General features: G+C 71.5%; 19 protein-coding genes. 8 read left to right on the top strand and 11 right to left on the bottom strand.

Annotation, left to right across the window (positions count from 1 at the left end; all coding sequences use genetic code 11):
• Nucleotides 1–19: 19 nt before the first annotated feature.
• The 3 genes from Sru02f_RS23770 to dhaK are packed head-to-tail and all read right to left on the bottom strand — an operon-like array spanning nucleotide 20 to nucleotide 2,064.
• Nucleotides 20–430: a PTS-dependent dihydroxyacetone kinase phosphotransferase subunit DhaM gene (locus tag Sru02f_RS23770; RefSeq protein ID WP_164277346.1), complete on the bottom strand. Its 411-nt coding sequence runs from the start codon at nucleotides 428–430 to the stop codon at nucleotides 20–22.
• Nucleotides 423–1,022 (bottom strand): dihydroxyacetone kinase subunit DhaL, encoded by a 600-nt coding sequence (dhaL, locus tag Sru02f_RS23765; RefSeq protein ID WP_109028845.1) that lies wholly within the window; start codon nucleotides 1,020–1,022, stop codon nucleotides 423–425. Before dhaL ends, Sru02f_RS23770 begins: the two co-directional genes overlap by 8 nt.
• Before the next feature lie 49 nt (nucleotides 1,023–1,071).
• Entirely contained in the window at nucleotides 1,072–2,064 is a 993-nt protein-coding gene (gene dhaK / locus Sru02f_RS23760; RefSeq protein WP_109028846.1) for a dihydroxyacetone kinase subunit DhaK, read from the bottom strand.
• An 823-nt stretch (nucleotides 2,065–2,887) separates the two neighbouring features.
• Here dhaK and Sru02f_RS23755 point away from each other — a divergent pair.
• A complete protein-coding gene (locus Sru02f_RS23755; RefSeq protein WP_109028847.1) occupies nucleotides 2,888–5,038 on the top strand; it encodes an MMPL family transporter in 2,151 nt (716 codons plus the stop codon).
• A 206-nt stretch (nucleotides 5,039–5,244) separates the two neighbouring features.
• Here Sru02f_RS23755 and Sru02f_RS23750 read toward each other — a convergent pair whose 3' ends face one another.
• The 3 genes from Sru02f_RS23750 to Sru02f_RS23740 all read right to left on the bottom strand — a co-directional run bounded on the left by Sru02f_RS23750 (nucleotide 5,245) and on the right by Sru02f_RS23740 (nucleotide 8,171).
• Nucleotides 5,245–6,696: a HAMP domain-containing sensor histidine kinase gene (locus tag Sru02f_RS23750; RefSeq protein ID WP_109028848.1), complete on the bottom strand. Its 1,452-nt coding sequence runs from the start codon at nucleotides 6,694–6,696 to the stop codon at nucleotides 5,245–5,247.
• Nucleotides 6,693–7,385, bottom strand: coding sequence for a response regulator transcription factor (locus tag Sru02f_RS23745; protein ID WP_109028849.1), 693 nt, complete (start codon nucleotides 7,383–7,385; stop codon nucleotides 6,693–6,695). The genes Sru02f_RS23750 and Sru02f_RS23745 overlap by 4 nt, the downstream gene beginning before the upstream one ends.
• Before the next feature lie 315 nt (nucleotides 7,386–7,700).
• Nucleotides 7,701–8,171 (bottom strand): ester cyclase, encoded by a 471-nt coding sequence (locus tag Sru02f_RS23740; protein WP_109028850.1) that lies wholly within the window; start codon nucleotides 8,169–8,171, stop codon nucleotides 7,701–7,703.
• Between the two features lie 158 nt (nucleotides 8,172–8,329).
• Between Sru02f_RS23740 and Sru02f_RS23735 the strand changes: the two genes are divergently transcribed.
• Nucleotides 8,330–8,938 carry a TetR/AcrR family transcriptional regulator gene (locus Sru02f_RS23735; RefSeq protein WP_109028851.1) on the top strand — a complete coding sequence of 203 codons (609 nt, stop codon included), beginning with the start codon at nucleotides 8,330–8,332 and terminating at the stop codon, nucleotides 8,936–8,938.
• A 299-nt stretch (nucleotides 8,939–9,237) separates the two neighbouring features.
• On the opposite strand, the gene Sru02f_RS23730 is transcribed toward Sru02f_RS23735, so the two are convergent.
• A complete protein-coding gene (locus Sru02f_RS23730) occupies nucleotides 9,238–9,798 on the bottom strand; it encodes a GrpB family protein (RefSeq protein WP_109028992.1) in 561 nt (186 codons plus the stop codon).
• 88 nt (nucleotides 9,799–9,886) lie between these two features.
• Nucleotides 9,887–11,422, bottom strand: a complete 1,536-nt coding sequence (locus Sru02f_RS23725) for an alanine/glycine:cation symporter family protein (RefSeq protein WP_109028853.1) — start codon at nucleotides 11,420–11,422, stop codon at nucleotides 9,887–9,889.
• Nucleotides 11,423–11,945: 523 nt separating this feature from the next.
• Between Sru02f_RS23725 and Sru02f_RS23720 the strand changes: the two genes are divergently transcribed.
• From Sru02f_RS23720 to Sru02f_RS23695, 6 genes are all read left to right on the top strand, one after another.
• The gene (locus tag Sru02f_RS23720; RefSeq protein ID WP_109028854.1) at nucleotides 11,946–12,806 is read left to right on the top strand and encodes an alpha/beta fold hydrolase; all 861 of its coding nucleotides are present in this window, start codon (nucleotides 11,946–11,948) and stop codon (nucleotides 12,804–12,806) included.
• Between the two features lie 189 nt (nucleotides 12,807–12,995).
• Nucleotides 12,996–14,174, top strand: coding sequence for a PP2C family protein-serine/threonine phosphatase (locus Sru02f_RS23715; RefSeq protein WP_109028855.1), 1,179 nt, complete (start codon nucleotides 12,996–12,998; stop codon nucleotides 14,172–14,174).
• A 157-nt stretch (nucleotides 14,175–14,331) separates the two neighbouring features.
• Nucleotides 14,332–14,793 (top strand): SRPBCC family protein, encoded by a 462-nt coding sequence (locus Sru02f_RS23710; protein WP_109028856.1) that lies wholly within the window; start codon nucleotides 14,332–14,334, stop codon nucleotides 14,791–14,793.
• Nucleotides 14,794–15,258: 465 nt separating this feature from the next.
• Nucleotides 15,259–16,365, top strand: a complete 1,107-nt coding sequence (locus Sru02f_RS23705; RefSeq protein WP_109028857.1) for a FecCD family ABC transporter permease — start codon at nucleotides 15,259–15,261, stop codon at nucleotides 16,363–16,365.
• Nucleotides 16,365–17,141, top strand: a complete 777-nt coding sequence (locus tag Sru02f_RS23700) for an ABC transporter ATP-binding protein (RefSeq protein ID WP_164276710.1) — start codon at nucleotides 16,365–16,367, stop codon at nucleotides 17,139–17,141. The genes Sru02f_RS23705 and Sru02f_RS23700 overlap by 1 nt, the downstream gene beginning before the upstream one ends.
• Nucleotides 17,142–17,209: 68 nt before the next feature.
• Entirely contained in the window at nucleotides 17,210–18,247 is a 1,038-nt protein-coding gene (locus Sru02f_RS23695; RefSeq protein WP_109028859.1) for an ABC transporter substrate-binding protein, read from the top strand.
• Between the two features lie 48 nt (nucleotides 18,248–18,295).
• Here Sru02f_RS23695 and Sru02f_RS23690 read toward each other — a convergent pair whose 3' ends face one another.
• The 3 genes from Sru02f_RS23690 to Sru02f_RS23680 all read right to left on the bottom strand — a co-directional run bounded on the left by Sru02f_RS23690 (nucleotide 18,296) and on the right by Sru02f_RS23680 (nucleotide 22,535).
• Nucleotides 18,296–18,922 carry a histidine phosphatase family protein gene (locus Sru02f_RS23690; protein ID WP_109028860.1) on the bottom strand — a complete coding sequence of 209 codons (627 nt, stop codon included), beginning with the start codon at nucleotides 18,920–18,922 and terminating at the stop codon, nucleotides 18,296–18,298.
• Between the two features lie 101 nt (nucleotides 18,923–19,023).
• Nucleotides 19,024–21,183 (bottom strand): ATP-binding SpoIIE family protein phosphatase, encoded by a 2,160-nt coding sequence (locus tag Sru02f_RS23685; protein WP_167469228.1) that lies wholly within the window; start codon nucleotides 21,181–21,183, stop codon nucleotides 19,024–19,026.
• 182 nt (nucleotides 21,184–21,365) lie between these two features.
• Complete coding sequence (locus Sru02f_RS23680; protein ID WP_109028861.1) at nucleotides 21,366–22,535, bottom strand: type III polyketide synthase; 1,170 nt, start codon at nucleotides 22,533–22,535, stop codon at nucleotides 21,366–21,368.
• Nucleotides 22,536–22,573: the final 38 nt, after the last annotated feature.

The raw sequence follows: 22,573 nt of genomic DNA, 5'->3' as shown, positions 1-22,573 counted from the left end.
CTCAGACCTTCCGGCGCCCTCAGACCTTCCGGTAGGAGTACGCCTCCGCGGCCGCCGCCTCCACGGCCGCGAGGTCGGCGCCCGTCGACGCCGTGACGACCGCCGCCACCGCGCCCTCGACGAAGGGCGCGTCCACCAGACGGGTGTTCTCGGGCAGTTCGTCACCCTCGGCGAGCAGCGCCTTGACGGTGAGCACCGCACTGCCCAGGTCGGTGAGGACGGCGACCCCCGCGCCCCGGTCCACCGACGCGGCGGCGGCCGCGACCAGTTCCGAACTGGTGCCGAACTCGCCGGACGCGGTACCGCCCGCCGGTGCGACGGCCACCGCCCCGGCACCGCCCGACAGGGCCTTCGCCAGCTCCGCCACCGACGCGGCGACCTCGGCGCTGTGCGACACCAGCACGATCCCCACCAGCTGCTCGTCACTCACCGGCCGTCTCCTCCAGCGCCACGAAGAGCAGCGCGGACGAGGTCGCTCCCGGGTCCTGGTGCCCGATGCTGCGCTCGCCCAGATAGCTCGCCCTGCCCTTGCGGGCCTGCAACGGCGTGGTCGCTTCGGCCCCCTCGACGGCGGCCGTGCGGGCCGCCGCGAACGAGTCGCCCAGGGCGTCCACGGCGGGCACCAGGGCGTCGACCATCGTCTTGTCGCCCGGGGCCGCACCGCCCAGCGTCCGGACCGCGTCCACGCCCGCCCGCAGCGCCTCGGCCAGCTGATCCGCGCTCACCTCGGGGGAGTCCCCGAGCGCCTTGCCGGTACGGCGAAGCAGCGTCCCGTACAGCGGTCCCGAGGCGCCGCCGACCGTGGAGATGAGCTGCCGCCCGGCGAGGATCAGGACGGCGCCGGGAGTGTCGGGCGCCTCCTTCTCCAGCGTGGCGGCCACGGCCGTGAAGCCGCGCTGGAGATTGCTGCCGTGGTCGGCGTCGCCGATGGGTGAGTCGAGGGCGGTGAGGCGGTCCGCCTCGCGGTCGACCAGTGCGGTGGCCGCCGTCATCCAACGGCGGAAGAAGTCGGCGTCGAGCACAGGATCTCCTTGCCTGGTAGGTACCTCGCGATTCTTCCCCCGTCGGCCCTCACATGCCCCACCGCAGACCCGGGGTGCTGACCGGGGCGTCCCACAGCCCGAGCAGCTCCTCGTCGATCTCGCACAGGGTGACCGAGGCGCCGGCCATGTCGAGGGAGGTGACGTAGTTGCCGACGAGGGTGCGGGCGACGGCCACGCCGCGCTCGCCGAGTACCCGCTGCACCTCGGCGTTGAAGCCGTACAGCTCGAGGAGCGGCGTCGCGCCCATGCCGTTGACCAGGACCAGGACGGGGTTGCGCGGGCCGAGGTCGGTCAGCACCGCGTCCACGGCGGCCTCGGCGATCTCGCCGGAGGTCATCATCGGCCGCCGCTCCCGGCCGGGCTCCCCGTGGATGCCGATGCCCAGCTCCAGCTCCCCGGCCGGGAGGTCGAAGGTGGGGCTGCCCTTGGCCGGCGTCGTGACGGCGCTCAGCGCCACCCCGAAACTCCGCGAGCTCTCGTTGACCCGGCGGGCGATCGCCTCCACCTGCTCCAGCGGCCGCCCCTCCCGCGCCGCCGCCCCGGCGATCTTCTCGACGAACAGGGTCGCCCCCGTGCCGCGCCGCCCGGCCGTGTACAGGCTGTCCGTCACCGCCACATCGTCGTTGACCAGCACCTTCGCGACCTGGATACCCTCGTCCTCGGCCAGTTCGGCGGCCATGTCGAAGTTGAGCACGTCACCGGTGTAGTTCTTGACGACGAAGAGCACCCCGGCCCCGCTGTCCACGGCCGCCGCGGCCCGCACCATCTGGTCCGGCACCGGCGAGGTGAACACCTCACCAGGACAGGCGGCCGTCAGCATCCCGGGTCCCACGAACCCGCCGTGCAGGGGCTCGTGCCCGGACCCGCCCCCAGACACCAGGGCCACCTCCCCGGACACGGGGGCGTCCCGCCGCACGATCACCCGGTTCTCGACGTCCACGGTCAACTCGGGATGGGCGGCGGCCATACCGCGCAGCGCATCCGCGACGACGGTCTCGGGGACGTTGATGAGCATCCTCAAGGGTATCTCCTAGGCAAGTTGGCAGACGGGTGCTTGACCAGTGTTTCCGCTGGTCAGGATGGTGGATGTTGGTTCGTGATCTCGGCGGTGGGCGGCGGTCGTGAGGGGGTTCCGTGTCAGGTTTCCGCGGCGAGTCGGAGCACGGGCCGACAAGAGCCCCGCAAGGGCAGTATCGACCTTGCGACCGCGAAGGTCACGCGAGGCGACGTCTGAAGAGGCCAGGGAGTACCGGTCTGGCAGACACGGCCAAAGCGCAGGTTCTGGCACGCCTGCTCCTGTGGGTGACGGTCTCGTCGTAGTCACCGAGGGGGCTCGGCATGGCTGTTCCAGCATCTGGCGAGAACGGGACGGTTGCACGTTGGGCAGCCGATGAGCGGTGCGTCGTCTCCGAGGGTGTGCTCGCGCGCAGGATGCACGCGGGGTGGGTCGCGGAGACGGCGATCACGCGCCGCCAGAGAAGGTGACGCCGGTTCAGGGGCGGAGCAACAGCATCCGAACCGTCGGTGGAGGTCTGCCGACTCTCGGAAAGCGGCGGCGCTGACCGCCACTTCAACGAGACCGTCTGCACGGGTCGACGCGACCCGTGCAGCGCGGGTTGCGCCGCTTTGCGGATGCCGCACGCCACGGAGCCACAGGGCCGCCCGTGTCAACCAGGTCAGGCATCGCCTGTCCGTGTGGCACTCCCACGCCACCACACGGCGCGTGCGCTGGGCACACGGTTCTGCCAACCGGCCTGAGCAGCGCATTAACGGTCGTCTCAGGTTCGCTCCGTAGGAAGTGCGCATCCAGATGAGCGATGCAACTCGCATGTAGGAGGCTAGTGATGGCAGTCGACGCAGCGCCGTCCGGGAGAGCGCGGGCAGGTCGGTTGGCAGGCCGGTGGGTGCCGTGGTTGGTGATCGGCTTGTGGTTGGTGCTGGCCGCGGGCATGGTGCCGCTGAGCGGGAAGTTGAGTTCGGTCACCACCGACAGCGCCGTGGACACCCTGCCGGCCGGTGCCGAGTCCACCAGGGTGGCGGCGCTGGACGACAGTCTCCCCGGTGGTGAGGACAGCACGTTCGTCTTCGTGTACCACCGGGCCGAGGGCATCACCGCCGCCGACCGGGCTGCGGTCCAGGGCCACTACGACACCCTTGCCAAGCGGTACCCGCCGAAGACGACGGAGGCGGGCGTCGAGGACGACGAGCGCTCACCGACGAGCCTTTCCACCGACCGCGAGGCGATGACGTTCACCCTCGATGTGAGCACGGGCTACGGCCCACCGGAGGCGCTCGTCGGCCCGTTGCGTGACGCCGCGAAGGACCGCCCCTCCGGGCTGGAACTCGAGGTGACGGGACCGGGCGCGATCGACGGTGACATGGACGCCGTCTTCGACGGCATAGACGAGCAGGTCCTCCTCACCACCATCGCCGTCGTCACGCTCCTGCTGATCCTCACCTATCGCAGCCCGGTGTTGTGGATCATCCCGCTGGTGGCCGTCGGCGCGGCCGCACTGACCTCGATGGGGACCGTCTACCTGCTCGTCAAGGGCTTCGGCATCGTGGTCGACGACCAGAACTCGGCGCTGCTGACGATTCTGGTGTTCGGCGTGGGAACGGACTACGCGCTGTTGCTCATCGCCCGATATCGGGAGGCACTGCACCACCATGAGAACGTCCGGGTCGCGATGGTCCACGCGCTGCGCGGCGCGGCGCCGGCCATCGTCGCGTCCGCGGCCACCGTGGTCGCCGGCCTGCTCTGTCTGCTCGTCGCGGACCTGAACAGCACCAGTGGGTTGGGTCCGATCGGTGCGGCCGGCATCCTGTGCGCGCTGGTGGCCATGCTGACGCTGTTCCCGGCGGTGCTCGTGGTGCTCGGCAGGCGGATCTTCTGGCCGGCCATCCCGCGGTTCAGCACGGCCGTGGAGGAGAAGCCGGGGCTGTGGGAACGGCTCGGCACCGCCATCAACCGCCGCCGGTGGGTGGCGACGCTCGGCTCGTTCGGAGTCCTCGGCGTGCTCGCCCTGGGGCTGGCGGGCAACACCGGCGCCTTGCGGGAGCAGGACCAGTTCCTGTCCGCGCCGGAGTCGGTCACCGGCTTCACCGTTCTGCGCGAGCACTTCCCGGAGCTCGGCGGCCAGCCGCTGACGGTCTTCACGCGTCCGGCGCAGCAGGAGAAGGTGCTCGACGTCGTGGAGGACACCCGAGGCGTGGCCATGGCCGTTCCGGAGGAGACCGTCGGTGGCTGGGCCAACATCTCCGTGTTCCCGAAGGACGCGCCGGACACCGCCGCGGAGTACGACACGATCAAGCGGGTGCGTACCGCGGTGCACACGGTGAACGGGGCGGAGGCGATCGTCGGCGGGCCGAGCGCGGAGAACCTCGACACCGAGGTGACCACCGGGCGTGACGAGAAGCTGGTGATCCCGCTGGTGCTCGTCGTCGTCCTGATCATCCTGGGGCTGCTGCTGCGCGCGGTCCTGGCCCCGCTGGTCCTGATGGCCACCGTGGTCGTCTCGTTCGCCGCGGCCTTCGGCGGCAGCGTGTTCGTCTTCGACACGATCCTCGGGTTCAAGGGTGTCGACTACTCGGTGCCGCTGCTGGCGTTCCTGTTCCTGGTGGCGCTCGGCGTCGACTACAACATCTTCCTGGCCAGCAGGACCCGGGAGGAGACCCTGCGCCTCGGTACCGGAGAGGGCATGCTCAAAGCCCTCTCGGCCACCGGTGGCGTCATCACCTCGGCAGGCCTGGTCCTGGCGGCCACGTTCGGGGTCCTCGTCACACTTCCGCTGGTGATGCTGGTCGAGGTCGGTTTCCTGGTGGCCTTCGGCGTGTTGCTCGACGCCCTGCTGGTGCGGTCGGTCCTGGTGCCCGCCCTTACCTTGCTGATCGGCCGGCGGATGTGGTGGCCGAGCCGGTTGTCCCGTCCGGCGACGGAGCCGCCGGACGGCCGACAGCCGCTCGCCGGCAAGGAGGAGTCCGCGCTGCAACGGTGAGCGGGGCGGCACGGACGTGATCCGGGACGGGGCTCCAGGCCCCGTCCCGGATCCCTTTCGTGGGCCCGACGGCCGCCGCCCTCCGGTCCTGCGCCACGCGCCGGGGCTGGGGCCGGCGCAGCGCGGCGTCCTGCCCGGGTGGTGAGCCGCGGGGGGCATGGCCGAGGGCCACCGTCCCCAGTCCCGCGGCGCGCCGCCGGGGCGGGTCAGGACGCCGCGGTGTCCTCCCCCGTGGTGGGCCGCGCGATGGGGGCGGGCGGGGTCGCGGCCGGAAGGTCGACCCGAAGCAGCGCGCCACCGCGTGCGGAGCGGGCGACGGAGGCCCGGCCGGCGTGGGCGTCGACGACCCGCCGCACGATCGACAGCCCCAGACCGGATCCCGGCAACCCCCGGGCGCTCTCGGCACGGTAGAACCGGTCGAACAGCCGCGGTATGTCGGCGGCGTCGATGCCCGGCCCGGCGTCGTCGACCTCGAGCACCACCGACTCCTCCTCGGCACGAAGCCGGACCTGGACCGGCTGGCCGGCGGGGGACCACTTGCCGGCGTTGTCGATGAGGTTGAGTACCGCTCGCTCGAGCGCGGCGGGGCGCCCGTTCACCCACACGGAGGTCACGTCAAGCGCGACCTCGATGTCGGGCATGCGGGATTCCGCCCGGGTCGCGGCGGCCACCACCACGTCGGCGAGGTCGAGCACCTCGGTGCTCTCGTCGCTCACATCACCGCGCGCCAGGTCGGTCAGCTCGGCGACCAGGGTGCTCAACTCGGTCACCTGGGCGCCGACATCGTTGAGCAGCCGGGTGCGGCTCTCCGCCGGCAGTGCGCTGTCCAGGGTGCCGCGCCGATCGAGCCGGATCAGCAGCTCGACGTTGAGGCGCAGGCTGGTGAGCGGGGTCTTGAGCTCGTGGGCGGCGTCCTCGGCGAGCAGCCGCTGGGCCTGCCGGGAGTCCCGGAGCGCGGCGAGCATGTCGTTGATCGACTGGATCAGCCGCCGGATCTCCCCACCGCCCTCGTCCGGGATGTCGGCGTCCAGCTCCCGGGTGCGCGCGACACGTACCGCGGCGGAGGTCAGCCGGTCGATCGGTGCCAGCCCGGTCCGCGCCACGGTCCGCCCGACGAGGGCGCCGCCGGCCACGCAGAGCAGACCGATCAGCAGCATGCCGAACCCGAACTGGTTGACCGGGCCGTCGTCGACCATGCGGGCCACCTGGACCGCGCCGTCGCCCGCCCGCAGTGTGTAGATGGCGTAGCCTTCTTCGTCGCCGCCGTTCGACTCCAACAGGTCGGCCGACGCGCCCCGCGCCACGCGCCCGGCGTTCTCGCTGACCGGAGGCAGCGCGGGCTGCCCGGCCGGCGTCCGGATCGATCCGTCGGGCAGGATGGCCCGCACCAGCCGGCCGGATCCGGGATAGGGCGGCAGCTCAACCTGCGCCAGACCGGCGCGCTCCGCGTTCGTCGCCAGGACGCGGGCATCGGCACGCAGCTGTTCCTCGACGGTGTCCCGCAGCTGCCAGGCCAACAGCTCGCTGGCCACCTGGAAGGCCACGAACACACTGACCGCGATGGCCGTCGCCGCGATCACCGTCAGCCTCGCCCGCAGGGACCGCCGACGCCACCATCGAATCAGCCGGCGCGGCCCCCGGCCGGCGGTTCTGCTCACGGAGGGGTCGCCCGCAACGTGTATCCCAGGCCTCGCACTGTGTAGATCAATCGCGGTTCACCCTCCGCCTCCATCTTGCGGCGCAGATAGCTCACGTATACCTGGAGGTTGTTGGCGGTGGAGCTCATACCGAAGCCCCAGATCGCCTCGAACAGTGCGTCGCGGGTCAAGACCCGGGTCGCGTTGCACAAGAGGACCTCCAGGAGGGAGAACTCGGTCCGGGTCAGGTGCAGTGGCCGCCCGCCCCGCCACGCCTCGAACCTGTCGGAGTCGAGCCGGACGTCGGCGAACGACAGGATGTGCGAATCCTCGTCGGCCGGCGTGCGCCGGCGCAGCAGGGCCCGCACCCGGGCCAGCAACTCCTCGGTGGCGAACGGCTTGGGCAGGTAGTCGTCGGCGCCCGCGTCCAGCCCCGTGACCCGGTCGGAGACCTGGTCACGGGCGGTCAGCATCAGCACCGGCAGATCCCGGCCCGCCTGCCGCAATCGGCGACAGGTCTCCAACCCGCCGAGACGGGGCATCATCACGTCGAGGAGCAGCAGATCCAGCGTGTCACCGCCGGCCCCACCTACCTCGTCGAGCACGGCGAAACCGTTGGCGACGGTGCTGGTGTCGTAACCCTCGACCTGGAGCACCCGCTCCAGCGACTCACGGATGGCCGCGTCATCATCCGCGATCATGATTCGCATGCCGGCCCGCCCCCTCCCAGTCGATGTTTTTGCCGCTGATTGTCTCCGGTCAACCTGAGACCAGGATTAGAGCGCCGCTGGGGAGGGACCGCTCTCACGGATACCTCAAGACCGTGTCCTGCGTGGTGAGGCACCGTTGAACTCGGTCGGCCCTGCGCCCCGCTCGCCACGATGACCCGATGCGGCCAGGTCCTCGCCCAACGCCAGACCTACGGCAAGAGCAACGGGAACCGGACGAACGCGGCGGGGTCGGTGCCCTCTCCGCCGGCCGCCCCGGCGCAGCTTCTGCAGCCCGCTCGGTGCCGCGCGGTGGGACTACGCCCGTGTGGCGGCCGTCTTGGCGGCCTCGATCGCCGACGTGAAGTCGGGGGTGGCCCCGATCTGCGCGAGCAACACGTTCGCCGCGTTGTAGCAGTTGAACGTTTCGACCTTCCCCTCACGGAGGTACCAGAGGTCCGCCGTCGGCACGTCGATACGGTTCCCGGTGGGAGGGATGTCGCCGACCGGAGTCGGAAACGCGCCGAGATGCGTCCCCTGAATCCGCAGCTCGACGGCGACGACGTCACCGAGGACATGCACCGCGCGCAGCTCACGGTGGATGTCGGGAAAGACGTCGGCCAGCCCCACCAGTCCCTGTGCGATCTCGTCACCGCGGAGGGTCATCGCGTTCGGCAGGTCGTTGAAGGTTCCGTCTTCGGTGAACAAGGCGCGAAAGCCGGGCCCGTCGAGGACGTTCCCTTCCGCCAGCCGGTATGCCTCGCGAACGATCTCTTCATTGCGTGTCACTTCTGCTCTCCTCGGTGCTTGGTGCCGCCGCAGGGGGGCAAGCCCCTGCGGCACGCCCGTTCGACGACCAGTTTGATGATAGGCATCATTGGAACTCCTGTTATGATGAAGGCCGTCATCGAAAGGGTCAAGTCGGGAACGACGGCGGAAGGACTGCAATGCCGCGGATCACCAAGGAGGACAAGGCCCGCAACCGGCAGAACATCCTCGAAGCGGCGGGCCGCATGTTCCGCTCGCAGGGCATCGACGCTGTCGGCATCGCCGAGCTGATGAAGGAAGCCGGGCTCACCCACGGCGGCTTCTACAACCACTTCGCCTCCAAGAACGACCTGGTGGTCGAGGTGTGCAGGGCCTCCTTCGCCGCCTCGCACGAGAGCCTGGCCGGCATGATCGAGGATGGTCAGGACAAGGCGGGCCCCCCGCTGGAGCACGTCGTGGCCGGGTATCTGTCCATCGCACACCGTGACGCCGCGAACGGCGGCTGTCCCTCCGCCTCCCTGGTCACCGACGCCGGACGGCAGAACGAGGCGGTGCAGAGCGCGTACGCCGAAGGAGTCGAGGGCTATGTGACCGGCTTCGCCACCGAGTTCCTGCGCGAAGCCGAGGAGAAGGGCCACGAACTCGACCCGGCCGAAGCCCGTCAGAAGGCCGTCCGCCTGCTCAGCGAAATGGTCGGCGCACTGGTGATCGCCCGCGCCGTACGCCACGTCGAGCCCGGGCTCTCCGACGAGATCCTGCAGGCCGGCCGCAGTCACGCCCTCGACTGATGCGACCCGCGGCCGCTGCGGGACGCGGAGCCGAGGTGTTGGCGACAGACGGCCCGAACCGGTTGGTCGCAGAGACGGATGCGCTCCCCGCGAGGCTCATCGGCCGGGCGGCGGCGGAGCGGTACGGGGGGTCCGTGCCGCGGCCGCGCCTCCACTACACCGCGCCCATGCGCTCCGACGCCCAGGCCGACTTCGAGATCACCGACGACGACACGGACGCCCCGTGCGGCCTGCGGGACGTGGACTGCGGCGGGCGCGGCGCGTTCCCCGTCCACAGCGGCAAGTGATGCCGCTCCGCGTCATTGGTGAGCTGCTCGGGCTCGGGACTTGATCGCGAGGATGACCTCGCTCTTGGCGTCGGCGTAGTCGTTCATGTCGTCCCAACGCCGGTCGAACAGGGCTCGTTTGACGCTCTCGTACAGGGCGCGGTCGTCCGCGTGGGTGCGCAGGTGGTCACGGAAGAGGAGGTACTCGTGCACCGCCGCCGCCCCTCTCTCGTACACGTGCACATGCACGTCGCGGGTGGGGGTGCGCACGAGTCGGTGTCCCGGCTCGCGAACCCGCAGTTCGTAACCGGCGGCCAGCAGCGCGTCGAGGTAGTCCTCCTCCGCCGTGATGTCGGCCACCGCGACGACGATGTCCACGATCGGCTTGGCGGCCAGTCCCGGAACCGAGGTGGAGCCGATGTGCTCGACATCGACGTCCCCCGCCAACGCGTCGAGGATCCGACGCCGGTGACGGAGGTAGTCCTCCGCCCACCGGGCGTCGTAGCTGCTGAGGCCGCCCTCGATCGCCTCCGGTCCACCGATGATCTCGACCGTTGTGACGTCCGGCCGACGACGCCCACCGCTGTTCGTCACCAACACCTCCATTGCGTCCGGGGCGAGGCGTTCCCGCGCGATCCGAAAGGCGGCGAGTCTACCGCGGGCGGCGGCATCGCCTGCGCGGTCAGACGGTGGTCTTCGCCGACTCCCGGTCCTCGTCGTCCCCGGTGTCCTGACCGGCGTTGCGGGCGCGGACGAATTCGAGGAAGGAGCCCAGTTCGCGCTTGACGACGGGGGCGAGGAGGTAGAGGCCGATGATGTTGATGACGGCGAGGGTGAAGAGGAAGGCGTCGGCCATGTCGATCAGGGTCTGCAGGGTGAGCAGTGAACCGGCGACGGCGAAGACGGTGTAGACGATCTTGTAGGTCACTTCGCTGGCCCGGCTGCGGCCGAAGAGGTACGTCCAGGACTTGAGGCCGTAGTAGCCCCAGGTCAGCACCGTGGAGACGGCGAACAGCAGGACGGCGACGGTGAGGATGTACGGGAACCAGGGCAGGACCGTCTCGAAGGCGTCGGACGTGATGGTGACGCCGCCGATGTCCTCCCCCGCGCGGGCCTCGCCCCAACTGGCCGGGTTGGCGATGACGATGGTCAGGGCGGTCATGGTGCAGACGACCACGGTGTCGATGAACGGCTCCAGCAGGGCGACCAGGCCCTCGCTGGCGGGGTGCCTGGTCTTGACCGCCGAGTGGGCGATCGGGGCGGAGCCGAGGCCGGCCTCGTTGGAGAAGGCGGCCCGCTTGAAGCCGATGATCAGCGCGCCGAGGACACCGCCGGCGACGCCTTCGGGGTTGAACGCGCCCTCGACGATGGAGGCGATCGCGTCGGGGACGGCGGTGATGTTGACCAGGATCACGATCAGGCACGCGACGACGTAGATGCCGGCCATGGCGGGCACGAGCCTGCTGGTGACGTTGGCGATGGAGCGGATGCCGCCGAGGAGGACGACGCCGACGAGCGCGGCGATCAGGATGCCGAAGAACAGGGCGCCGGCGGAGGAGCCGAGCGCGCCGTCCTCGCCGCCGGTGACCGAGACCAGCTGCGCGTAGGACTGGTTGACCTGGAAGAGGTTGCCGCCGAAGAGGCCGAAGAACAGGATGAGGAAGGAGGCGAGGACCGCGAGGACCTTGCCGAGGGTCTTGCCGTTCTTGCCGAAGCGCTCGGCCAGGCCCTTGGGGAGGTAGTGCATGGGGCCGCCGGAGACGGTGCCGTCGGCGTGCACTTCGCGGTACTTCACACCGAGGGTGACCTCGACGAACTTGGTGGCCATGCCGAGCAGGCCGCACAGGATCATCCAGAAGGTGGCGCCGGGGCCGCCGATGGAGACGGCGACGGCCACACCGGCGATGTTGCCGAGGCCGACCGTGCCGGAGACGGCCGCCGTCAGCGCCTGGAAGTGGTTGACCTCGCCGGTCGACCCCTTCTCGTCGTACTTGCCCCGCACCACGTCGACGGCGAGTTTGAACTTGCGGAGCTGGACGAGGCCGAACCAGCCGGTGAAGACGAGGCCGGCGACGACGAGCCAGGCGACGATGAGCGGCAGGTCGGTCCCGCCGACGGGGACGGTGTAGAAGACGACTTCGCCCAGCCACTTGGCTATGGGCTCGAAGAATCCGCTGACTGCTTCGTCGACGGACTGGGTGACGGAGTCGAGTGACACGGTGGTTACCTCGGTGACGCTGGTCGGGCGGGCTGGGGGATCTCGCCTGGTTGAGCGGTCTCTGGGCGAACGTCGTTGTCCGATGAGCGGACCCGGGGCGCACGGTGCGGTTTCGGACCGTGACCGGGTCGGGTGGGAGCGGGGGACAGGTCGGCGGCAGGTTGGCTCCTCGCGGGTGGTGGATTGGCCGGGCCACCTGCGGAGTTGCGCTGTTGTACCACGTCTTTGCCAAACCTTTAGTGACGTATCTCACGTCACCACTCGTGACCAGGGGATGTTCCGGCAGGTGAGACCCGACCGTTATCCGGACGCGGGAAGCCTGCCTTCTTTGGTGGGCCGGTCCTGAAGCCGGGCGCCGAACGTCCGCTTCCCTGTGCGGTCCGGCTCAGCTCCGCGCCCACGGCGTGGCCGCGTCAGCACCGGCACTCCGCTTCTCGGCGTCCGGACGAGTGCCGGGGCTCTTCCCGGGCAGTCGGGACGGCGGGGCGGCTCGGACCGTGCCCCCGAGGGAGAGGGGTGTTCCGTGTTCGAGGGGTTCGCCACCAGGACGGTGCGCACCGGTGAGGCGTCCGTCTTCGTCCGGTACGGGGGCGAGGGCCCGCCTCTCCTGTTGTTGCACGGCCATCCGCGGACGTCGGCGACCTGGCACCGGGTCGCGCCCGTTCTGGTCCGGCGCGGCTTCACCGTCGTCTGCCCCGACCTGCGTGGTTACGGTCGTTCGCGTGGCCCGGAGCCCGCCGCGGACCACGCCCCGCACTCCAAGCGCGCCGTCGCCGGGGACATGGTCGGAGTCATGCGGGCGCTCGGGCACCGTCGCTTCGGGCTCGTCGGGCACGACCGCGGGGCCGCCGTGGCGCTCCGGCTGGTGCTGGACCACCCTTCCGCGGTGACCCGGGTGGCATTCCTGGACGGCCTGCCTCTGAGCGAGCACCTGACCCGTGCGGATGCCCGCTTCGCCACCGCCTGGTGGCACTGGTTCTTCTTCGCCCAGCCGGAGATCCCCGAACGCGTCATCAACGCCGATCCCGACGCGTGGTACCGCGGCGACCCGGAAGCCATGGGGCAGGAGAACCACGACGAGTGGCGGGCCGCCAACCGACGTCCGGACGTGGTCCGCGCGATGCTGGAGGACTACCGGGCCGGGCTCACTGTGGACCGCCGGCACGAGGAGGCGGACCGCGCCCGGGGCGCACGGATCCACTGTCCCGTCCTGGTCCTGTGGTCCCTACGGGACGACCTGGAGGACCTGTACGGCGACCCGCGCGCCATCTGGCGCGACTGGGCCGATGACGTCCGGGGCCACGGCATCGACGCAGGCCATCACGTGGCCGAGGAAGCCCCGGGCCCGCTCTCCGCCGCCCTGGGTGACTTCTTCACCGACTGACCTTCCTGTCGCACCGGACTTGGAGTACGACACCCCGCGTCTCTCACCGCCGGGAGGGGGCCTGCGTCGTCGGCCCCGTGGCGGTGGGTGGGATGGCGCGGTGGGTTGGTGCCGTCCGGGGCGTGCTCACTCATGCATGATGCTCACCGAGACCGTGGACCGGGAACTCGTGAGGAACGGGGTGACAGCTTGGGCGCGGGGCGGGCTGCGGCGGAGCACAGGCAGTGGGACGAGCAGCATCCCTGGCCGCCCCGATGGCTCCGCTGGGTCCCGCCCGCACTCGTCGTGGTGACCATGCTGCTCGACCAGGTGACACCGCAGCGCTACTTCTTCGGTGCGCTGCTGTCGGCCTCGGTGGTCCTGGCCCTCTTCACGTACCCGCCGACGGGCGTCCTCGCCGTCGGTGCCGCCGGATGTGTGCTGCTGGCGGTCACTCAGTCGATCGAGGACTACGTCGGTCCGATGACCGTCGTGGCCCTGACCGTTCTGGCCACCGTCACCGTGCTGTCCGCTGCGCTGTGTGTGGTGCGTCGGCGGACCGAGCGCCGTTTCCACCGCGTCCAGGCGGTCGCCGAGGCCGTGCAACTGGCCCTGCTGCGTCCGCTGCCCGCCCGGATCGGCCCGTTGCGCCTGGCCGGCTTCTACCGGGCGGCCGACGACGAGGCGCTCATTGGCGGGGACCTCTACAGTGTCCGTCCGACACCGTTCGGTATCCGGGTGATCGTCGGGGACGTCAAGGGCAAGGGCATCGGCGCGACGCGGACGGTGGCCACGGTGATCTCCTCGTTCCAGGAGGCGGCGCTGCTCCATCCGTCGCTGGGCGAGGTGGCCGAGCGGATCGACTTGGCCCTGCAACTGGACCGCGAGAGCCCTCCGTCGGAGCCGATGGATGACGGCCGGCCGGCCCACACGCCGGCGCAGGCCCCGGGGCCGGCGGACGAGGTCTTCGTCACGGCCGTCCTGCTCGAGTTCTCCGCCGACGCGCGGGTCGTACGGGTCCTGGACCGGGGACACCAGCCGCTGGTCACCGTCCGGCACGGCACGGCGTCCGTCGCGAAGGGCGACCACAGCCTGCCGCTGGGCATGAGCGACCTGCTGACCGCGCCCCCGGGCACCGTGACGCACACCCTGGACGCCGGTGACATCCTGATCGCCTACTCCGACGGGGTCACCGAGGCGCGTGACAGTGCCGGCACCTTCTACCCGCTGCGTGAACGCCTCCAGGACCACTGCTCGAGCAGTACGGGGCCGGTCTCTCCCAACGCTCTCGTCACCTTCATCGAGGAGGACGTCGCCCGGTGGGCGCCCACTCTCGGCGACGACCTCGTCGCCATTGCCTTCCAGCCCGCCCCGTCCGGCGACGAGTGATCCACGGGCTTGCAGCGCGCGCTGCCCTGGCACGGGCCGCCTCGACGGAGTGACGTTATACGGGCGGTGCCCGGGTACTCGCCTCTTCGTGCCCAGGGGCTCCGGCCGGACGCCGGTCCCTGGCGGCAACGATCGCTACAGAGAGGGAAGTTCTCAGATGAGCACGGTCAAGGAAGTGGTGGACGTCGAGGTTCCCGTGCACACCGCCTACAACCAGTGGACCCAGTTCGAGGAGTTCCCGCACTTCATGGAGGGGGTCGAGGAGGTCAGGCAGCTCGACGAGCGGCACAACCACTGGATCACCCAGGTCAGCGGTGTGAAGCGCGAGTTCGACACCGAGATCGTCGACCAGCTGCCCGACGAGCGCATCACGTGGCGTACCACCAAGGGTGACACCAACCAGAAGGGCACGGTCCGCTTTCAGCGCCTGGACGACACGCACACCCGGGTCGAACTCGTCATGGACGTCGATCCCACCGGCGTCGCGGAGAAGACCGGCGACATGCTCGGAGTCATCGACCGGCGGGTGAAGGGCGACATGCAGCGCTTCAAGGAGTACATCGAGAAGCGCGGCGGCGAGTCCGGAGCCTGGCGCGGGCGCATCAGGCCGGGTGAGTGACCCCCGGCACCGCTCCGTGCCCCGGCTCCGCACCGGCCGAGCGGCCACCGCGTCCGCGCGCAGGAGAGGCACGAACCGGCCGTACTCGGTGCCTTGCATCCGCAGCAAGCCGTTGTGCTCGTTTGACGTTCGCGTACAGGGCGCGGTCGTCCGCGTGGGTGCACAGGTGGTCACGGAAGAGGAGGTACTCGTGCACCGCCGCGTCGAGTCCGGGTGCGGTTCCTGCCCGCAGGAGGTGACGAGGTACGCTGCGAAGCGCCTCGTGGGGGAAGTCCGGTCGAAGTCCGGCGCTGACCCGCAACGGTAGGCGGAGCCCCGCAAGGGGTTCCGTAAGCCCGATTACCCGCGGTGGTGAAGCCCTGTCAATCGCCGTGGACTGCGAGAGGTGCTGCGCAGGGCGCCCGGCGTCCGGGCCCGCTCCTTCGAACACGCAGGCGCACGGCCCGAGGCGAAAGCGAAACGCCTGTGGCCACGCTCCGCGACCGGATACCCGCCGCCCCACCGGACCGCACGACGAACAGCGGGCCACCACCGGCCAGGCGCGCCTCACTTCCCCTGCTCGTGGCAGGGCTGTGCGTCGCGCTTCCCGTCTCGCTGGCCTGCGGGGCGTGCATCGGCGCGGCGGGGCTCTCCTGGAGCGAGGCGCTGCACTACCTCTGGGCGGGCCTGACCGGAGGGACCATAGGCGCGGACGACGTCGCCGCCTACACCATCGTCTGGGAGCTCCGCTTCCCACGGGCCGTGCTCGCGGCGGTCGTCGGCGCCGGCCTGGCGTCCGTCGGCGTCGCCGTCCAGGCCATGGTCCGCAACGCGCTGGCGGACCCGTTCGTCCTCGGCATCTCCTCCGGTGCCGCCGTCGGGGCCAACGCCGTGCTCATCTTCGGGGCCTTCGGCGCACTCGGTCTCTGGGCGCTGTCCACGGCGGCGTTCCTCTCCGCGCTCGCGGCCATGGTGCTGGTGTACGCGGTCGCCCGGACCCCGCGGGGCCTGACCCCGCTCCGGCTGGTGCTGACCGGTACCGCGATGTACTACGGCTTCTCGGCCGTCACCACCTTCATGGTGTTCGCCGCCGAGCACGGCGAAGCGGCGCGGTCCGCCATGATGTGGCTGCTCGGCAGCCTGGGCGGGGCGAACTGGTCCTCCGTACCGATCGCCACGGGGGCGGTCCTCGGTGGCCTCGTCCATCTCGGCTGGTCGGCCCGGCGCCTGAACGCCCTCGCGATGGGCGACGAGACCGCGGCCGCGCTGGGTGTGGACCCCGGGCGGCTGCGCAAGGAACTGTTCCTCACCGCCTCGGCCGTCACCGGTGCGGTGGTCGCGGTCAGCGGGGCGATCGGCTTCGTCGGCCTGATGGTCCCGCACGCGGCCCGGATGCTGGTCGGCGCGGACCACCGCCGACTGCTGGCCGTGGCGCCCCTGGGCGGGGCCGTCCTGCTGGTCTGGGTCGACATCCTTTCGCGCGTGGTGCTCGCCCCCGCCGAACTGCCGCTGGGCGTACTGACCGCGGCGATCGGCGTGCCCTGCTTCGTCCTGCTGATGCGCCGCCGTACCTACACCTTCGGAGGCGTGTGATGCGGGTCGAGATCGAGGGACTCACGGTCGAGATGTCCGGCGCGCGTTTGCTCGACGACGTGTCGCTGCACGCGGACAGCGGCGGGTTCGTCGGGCTCGTCGGGCCCAACGGCAGCGGCAAGTCGACCCTGCTGCGGTGCGTGTACCGGGCGCTGCGCCCCACGGCCGGAGTCGTCCGGCTCGGCGGTGACGAGCTGCCCTCCCTGAGCCCGCGGGAGAGCGCACGCCGGCTCGCCGCCCTGCCGCAGGAAGCGGGGGCGGAGTTCGACTTCACGGTGGCCGAGGTCGTGGCCATGGGCAGACTGCCGCACCAGGGGGCGGCCGCCCGGACCTCCGACGAGGACCGGCACGTCTGCGCCGCCGCCCTGGAAGGGGTCGGCGCGGACCATCTGGCCGACCGCGGCTTCCTCACCCTCTCCGGCGGGGAGAGGCAACGGGTCCTGATCGCCCGCGCACTCGCCCAGCAGCCGCGGATCCTCGTCCTGGACGAGCCCACCAACCACCTGGACATCGCACAGCAGTTGGAGGTCCTGTCCCTGGTGCGGTCCGGCGGGCCGACCGTGCTCGCCGCCCTGCACGACCTCAACCTCGCCGCGCTCCACTGCGACCGTCTCCACGTCGTCGACGGCGGACGGGTCGTCGCCTCCGGCGCCCCGCACGACGTGCTCACGGCCGATCTGCTGGCCGACGTCTTCGGCGTCCGGGCGCACCGCGTCGCCCACCCGGAGACCGGCGCGCTCCAACTGCTCTTCGACCGCCTGCCGCCGACTGGGTAGCGCGCCCCGTCCGTTCGCCCTGCCGCGTCCGCTCAGCCCCGCCCGCCCCACAAGGAGTCACCCCCAGCATGCCGAACCGCGCCCGCCCCACCGCCCTGGCCCTGGCCCTCGCCCCCGTCCTGGCCTTCGCCGTCTCCGGCTGCGGGGCGGACGTCTCGCCGGAGCCCGGGAAGGGGGAGGGCGCCCGGGCGTCGTCCGACGGCCACTATCCGGTGACGGTCGAGAACTGCGGCGAGAAGCTGACGTTCGAGAAGGCTCCGCGGCGGGTGGTCACCAACGACGTGGGAATCACCGAGATCATGTTCGCCCTCGGCCTCGAGGACCACATGGCCGGATACGTCATGCCCGACGACAAGGGCGACCTCACGAAGGTGCCGTGGAAGGACGGCTACCGGAAGACCACCTGGCTGTCGAAGGAGCGCATCAACAAGGAACTGGTCCTGGACGCCCGCGCCGACCTGGTCTTCGCGGGCTGGAACTACGGTTTCAGCGAGGGAGACGGATTCACGCCCCAGGCGCTGCGCCGCGTGGGCGTCGACTCGTACCTGCTCAGTGAGTCGTGCCGCAACGGACAGGGCAAGGCCCGCGGCGTGATGCCCCCGCTCGACGCGCTGTACACGGACCTGCGCAACCTGGGGAAGGTGTTCGACGTCGAGGACCGGGCCGAGACCCTCGTCGCCCGGTTCCGCGACCAGGTCGCCCGGGCGCGGGCGAAGGCCCCCAAAGGCGTCGACCGGCCCCGGGTGTTCCTCTACGACAGCGGCGAGGACAAGCCGCTCACCGCCGGGGCCTACGCCGGGCCCCACGACATCATCACCAAGGCCGGCGGCGACCACGTCATGAAGGACCTGAAGGACAGCTGGACCACCGTGGGCTGGGAGACGGTCGTCGCCCGTGACCCCGAGGTCATCGTGATCAACGACTACGGGGACACCACCGCCGAGCAGAAGCGCCGCTTCCTCAGGTCCTACAAGCCGCTCGCCAACGTCTCCGCCGTCAGGAACGACCGGATCGTCACCCTCGACTACGTCGACCTCGTCGAGAGCCCGCGCAATCCCGCCGCCGTAGGCTCGCTGGCGGCCTACCTGAGCGGCCCCGGCTCCTGAGCACCGGCCGGTGCGACGGCGCTCCGGCCCGTGCGCGGATTCAGGCCGTCAGACGTGCAGTTCGGCGGGAAAGCCCGTCCAGCGCAGCTCGGCGGGCAGGTGCCGCATGTCGTTGGAGAGGAGGACGGAGGCCGCCCGGCCGGGCGCGTAACGGATGACCGTGAGCGAGGCGTTGCAGTGGTTGAGGCCGAGCCACCGCCACTTCGGCGCGTGCATGGCGTCCCGGACCAGCCAGGCGATGAGGAAGTTGTGGGTGACGACCAGTTCGTGCCGGTCCCGGGCGCCGTCCGTCACCGCCCCCGTGAAAAGACGCAGCGCCCGACGGGCGAGCTCCGGGCCGCGCTCGCGTTCCTCGTCGGTGGCACCGGCGAGGAAACGGAGATAGAGGTCGGCCGAATCCGGCGGGAGTTCGGCCCGTTCGGGCAGGTGGGGCACGTAGTCACCGGCGGCTTCCGAGACGCGCGGAGTGACGCCCTTCAGCTCGTCGGCGATCAGGCGTGCGGTCTGTTCCGCCCGCGGCAGCGGGCCGTGGTGGACGGCATCGAAGGGGATGTCCGTCAGGCGCCGGCCGAGCAGGGCGGCCTGGCGCCGGCCGGCGTCCGTCAGCCCGCTCTCGTCCGGTGCGGCCTCACCGTGCCGGGCAAGGTAGAGGTAGCGGGTGGCTGTGCCGGGCATCTCGAACTCCTCGGGGCGGACTGTGCGATCTTGTGCCCCGACGGACGCCGGCCACCCGCGTCCCGGTTCCCCGCCGCCGCGGAAGGGAGTCCGTGGCCGCGTCAGCGCACGACCTCGGCCCAGACCACCTTGCCGGTGTCCGTCCACCGCACGCCCCACCGGGTGGTGAGCCGGTGCACCACGTGCAGGCCGCGGCCACCGTCGTCGAGGAGCCCGCCCCGGCCCAGCCGCGGTCTGCCGTTTCCGGTGTCCCCGACCTCGCACAACAGGCCGGGACCGGCCCTGATCAGCCGTACCGTGATGGGGCCGCCGGCGAACCGGACCGCGTTGGTGACCAGCTCGCTGACCAGCAGCAGCACGCTGTCCCGGGTGCTGTCCCTGGTGCGCCACTGCCGCAGCAGCGCGGAGACCAGCGCGCGGGCCCGGGCGGCCGCGTCGTCGCGGGCGGGCAGCCGCCAGGTCGCGGTGTCCCCCTTGCGGTAGCCGATCGTGCGTGCGATGAGCAGGGTCACGTCGTCGCGCTGGTGCGCCGGCATCACGTCGGAGACCACCCGGCGCGCGGCCTGCTGCAGCGAGTCCCACGGATGCACGCCGGACACGGCGTCCGCCAGCCTGGCGATGCCCTCGTCGATCGGCACGGCCGGGTCCTCGACCAGGCCGTCGGTGTAGAGGGCGAGCAGGGAGCCCGGGGGTGCGACGAAGGTGTGCACGCCGTACGGCTCCCGCAGCGCGAACTCGGTACCCAGGCCGGGATGCGGGCGGACCGGGAGCGGGCCGGCCCGCCCGTCCGGCGACACCAGGATCGGGGGCAGGTGGCCCGCGCTGGACAGCGTCACCCGGTGGCTGACGGGGTCGTACACGGCGATGCAGCAGGTCGACCCGAGCGCGCTGTAACCGGCCGCCAGCCCGGACTCCGCGTCGTCCAGCAGCGTCACGGTCTCGTCGAGGTGCTCGAGCACCTCGTCGGGGGCCAGTCCCGCGGACAGCAGCGCCCGGGCCTCCATGCTCAGCTGGCCCATGGTGGCCGCGGCGCCCAGGCCGTGCCCGACGACATCGCCGACGACCAGCGCGGTACGGCCGTCCGGCAGCGGGAAGCTGTTCACCCAGTCCCCTCCGACGCCCGCGCTGTCGGGCGTGGCGGGCTGGTAGACGCTGGCGGTCTGGACGGTGCCACCGGCGGAGCGCGGCAGCAGCCGCCGCTGCAGGGCCAGCACCTGAGTGTGCTCGCGCTGGTGCTGACGGGCCAGGTCCACATGGTGGGAGGTCCTGGCCACCAGCTCCTGGAGGTCGAACAGCTCACTGTCGGCGAACGGCCGGTCCGCCCGCCGCCACACCTCCGCCACGCCCAGGACGACGGGCGGATCACCTTCCAGGACCAGCGGTACACACGCCACGCCGGCGGACCGGTCGCCGGGCACCAGCGCACGCACCAGCCGCGGGCTGCCGAGCACCCGCTCGATCGCCTCCCGGTCGGGGATGACGATGGACTGCGGGGCGTCGGCGCGGCGTATCGCCTGCGACAGCAGGCGACTCGCGTCGCTGGGAAGGTCCTCGCCCAGGGTCACGTACCCCTCGGGCCAGGCCCGGTCCGGCACCAGGGCCGCCCGCCGCAGCCGGATGCGGCCCTGCGCCCGCTCGGTGACCCCCTCGCCCGTCCACACGGCGAAGTCGAGGTCGACGGCGGCCACGTCTCCCCAGGCCAGCAGGGAATCCGCCAGGGACTGCGCCGTTTCGCCGATGTCCAGCGAGGTGCCGATCGCGGTCTCGGCGGCGTACAGGTGCAGCCTCCTGGCCATGGCGATCACGGAGACGGTCAGGCCCTCCCGGGGCGCGGCCGCGGGCAGGATGCTCATCGACACGACCAGCTCCGACCCGTCGCCGCGCCGCAGCCGCTGGACCCGGGCGACGTGTGCCTCACCGGTGTCCAGGACCTGCCGCAGCCGCCGGGTGACCGTCGGTACGTCCCCCGGGGGCAGGAGATCGACGAACGGGCTGCCGACCGCGGCGTCCAGTCCCGCGAAGACGGGGGCCTCGAGATTGCGGTGGGTGACTCTCAGCTCCCGGTCCAGATTGACCGCACCGAGGATCTGCTCCTGCCGGCCCACCTGCGGACGGTCGTGCTCCGGCCGGTGTCCGCCGGAGTCGTCCCGCGACTCGTCGGGACCGGCCGCCGCGGCTCCGCCACGCGGGATGTACCGGCCCAGGGCGCTGCTGACCAGGTCGAACGGCGACGAGGACGAAGGGGAGGGTGTGGAGTCCATGCGGCTCCCTCAGCTCGCTCGCCAACCCCGGCACAGTGCCGGGGCCGTACCCGAACCCGTGCGGAAGGGCCCCCGAGGATCCCGACCGCACACCCCATTCAATAACACGCGCGGACGCTTCGCCCACATCAGCGGACCGCGCGGTGAACACGGAGAGTGGCGGGGCGGCCCGGGAGTGCCCCCTACAGCCACTCACCTTCCAGAGCGGTGGCGGTCAGGCCCGGGGCGGCCGCGTACAGGACGGCACGGCTGCCCGCCTTCTGCCCGGCGTCGTACGCCCGGCGCAGGATGTCGAACACGGCGGCGCCTCCGCGGTTGCCGCTGGTGTAGCTGTCCCGGCTGTACTCCAGCAGCCCCGGGGGCCACTCGTCTGGCATCGTCTGCTCCATGTACTCCAGCACCCGGGTCCCGCCGGGGTGCGCGAGCAGGACGTCGGGGTGCCAGGAGGAGGGGTCGTCCTCGTAGCGGACGCGGAGCCACTCCCACATCGCGGTGACCGTTTCCTGCACCGCCCGCGGCCCGCGCCGGTCCATCACGAAGTGGGTGCCGTCCGCCCGCGTCTCCAGGCGGTGCAGGTCCCGCGTGCCCGGCAGGGTGTGGTGCCAGGCGGCGTCCAGCCGGAGCACCGACTCGGGCCTCGGGCGGCCGGTGACCACCGCCGCGACCGCGGTGTCCGCGAACAGCAGCCGGACGATCAGGGACTCCAGGGTGTCGTCGGCGGGCTGGTAGGTGGTGCTCAGCGCCTCGGAGATCACGACCAGGACCACCCGGTCCGGGTCCGCCGCCACGAGGTCGGCGGCCAGCGCCAGGGAACGGGTCCCGGCCACGCAGGCCCACTGGGTGGCGGGCAGGAGCATGGTGTCGCCGCGCAGCGGGAGCCGGTTGGCCAGCGCGACGTCCAGTCCGGGCAGGGCCGGGGTGGTGGAGTTGCTGGTGATCAGGCAGTCGACGTCCGCGACGTCCAGCCCGGCGATCTGCAGGGCACCACGTGCCGCGCGCTCCCCGTAGGCCTGCACGGCCTCCCAGGCCGGGGCGGTGCGCTCCTGGACGGTCTGCGACGCGGGTACCGCCTTCAGGGCGGCGATCGCGCGGTCCGCGTCCTGCTCGGTGAACCCGTCGCGGACCAGCGCCTCCCGGGCGGCCCCGAGGTCGCCGCCGCCGCCGGGCGCGACGGCGGCCTCCAGGGGGAGCATCCAGCCGCGGCTCTCGATGCCCGTACTGGCCGCGATGCCGTCGATCCGCGGTGCCCACGGCGCGTGCGGGTGCCGACCGCGTACTTCCTCGACGATCTCTCGGGTCTCGACGGAGTGCTCGCCGTGTATCACGGCGGGAGCGCACAGGTATGCGGCCACGATCGGCACCTTTCTACGGGGTCTGCTGCGGAGCAGGT

It is taken from the genome of Streptomyces rubrogriseus (assembly GCF_027947575.1).
Classification (GTDB): domain Bacteria; phylum Actinomycetota; class Actinomycetes; order Streptomycetales; family Streptomycetaceae; genus Streptomyces; species Streptomyces rubrogriseus.
The sequence above is the reverse complement of the archived record's forward strand: the minus strand, read 5'-3'. Positions and strand labels throughout refer to the sequence as shown.

Excerpts from the sequence above, each read along its gene's own strand:
- Sru02f_RS23755 (WP_109028847.1), top strand. The coding sequence starts at position 2,888 with ATGGCAGTCGACGCAGCGCCGTCCGGGAGAGCGCGGGCAGGTCGGTTG.
- Sru02f_RS23745 (WP_109028849.1), bottom strand. The coding sequence starts at position 7,385 with ATGCGAATCATGATCGCGGATGATGACGCGGCCATCCGTGAGTCGCTG.
- Sru02f_RS23735 (WP_109028851.1), top strand. The coding sequence starts at position 8,330 with ATGCCGCGGATCACCAAGGAGGACAAGGCCCGCAACCGGCAGAACATC.
- Sru02f_RS23710 (WP_109028856.1), top strand. The coding sequence starts at position 14,332 with ATGAGCACGGTCAAGGAAGTGGTGGACGTCGAGGTTCCCGTGCACACC.
- Sru02f_RS23700 (WP_164276710.1), top strand. The coding sequence starts at position 16,365 with ATGCGGGTCGAGATCGAGGGACTCACGGTCGAGATGTCCGGCGCGCGT.
- Sru02f_RS23695 (WP_109028859.1), top strand. The coding sequence starts at position 17,210 with ATGCCGAACCGCGCCCGCCCCACCGCCCTGGCCCTGGCCCTCGCCCCC.
- Sru02f_RS23690 (WP_109028860.1), bottom strand. The coding sequence starts at position 18,922 with ATGCCCGGCACAGCCACCCGCTACCTCTACCTTGCCCGGCACGGTGAG.
- Sru02f_RS23685 (WP_167469228.1), bottom strand. The coding sequence starts at position 21,183 with ATGGACTCCACACCCTCCCCTTCGTCCTCGTCGCCGTTCGACCTGGTC.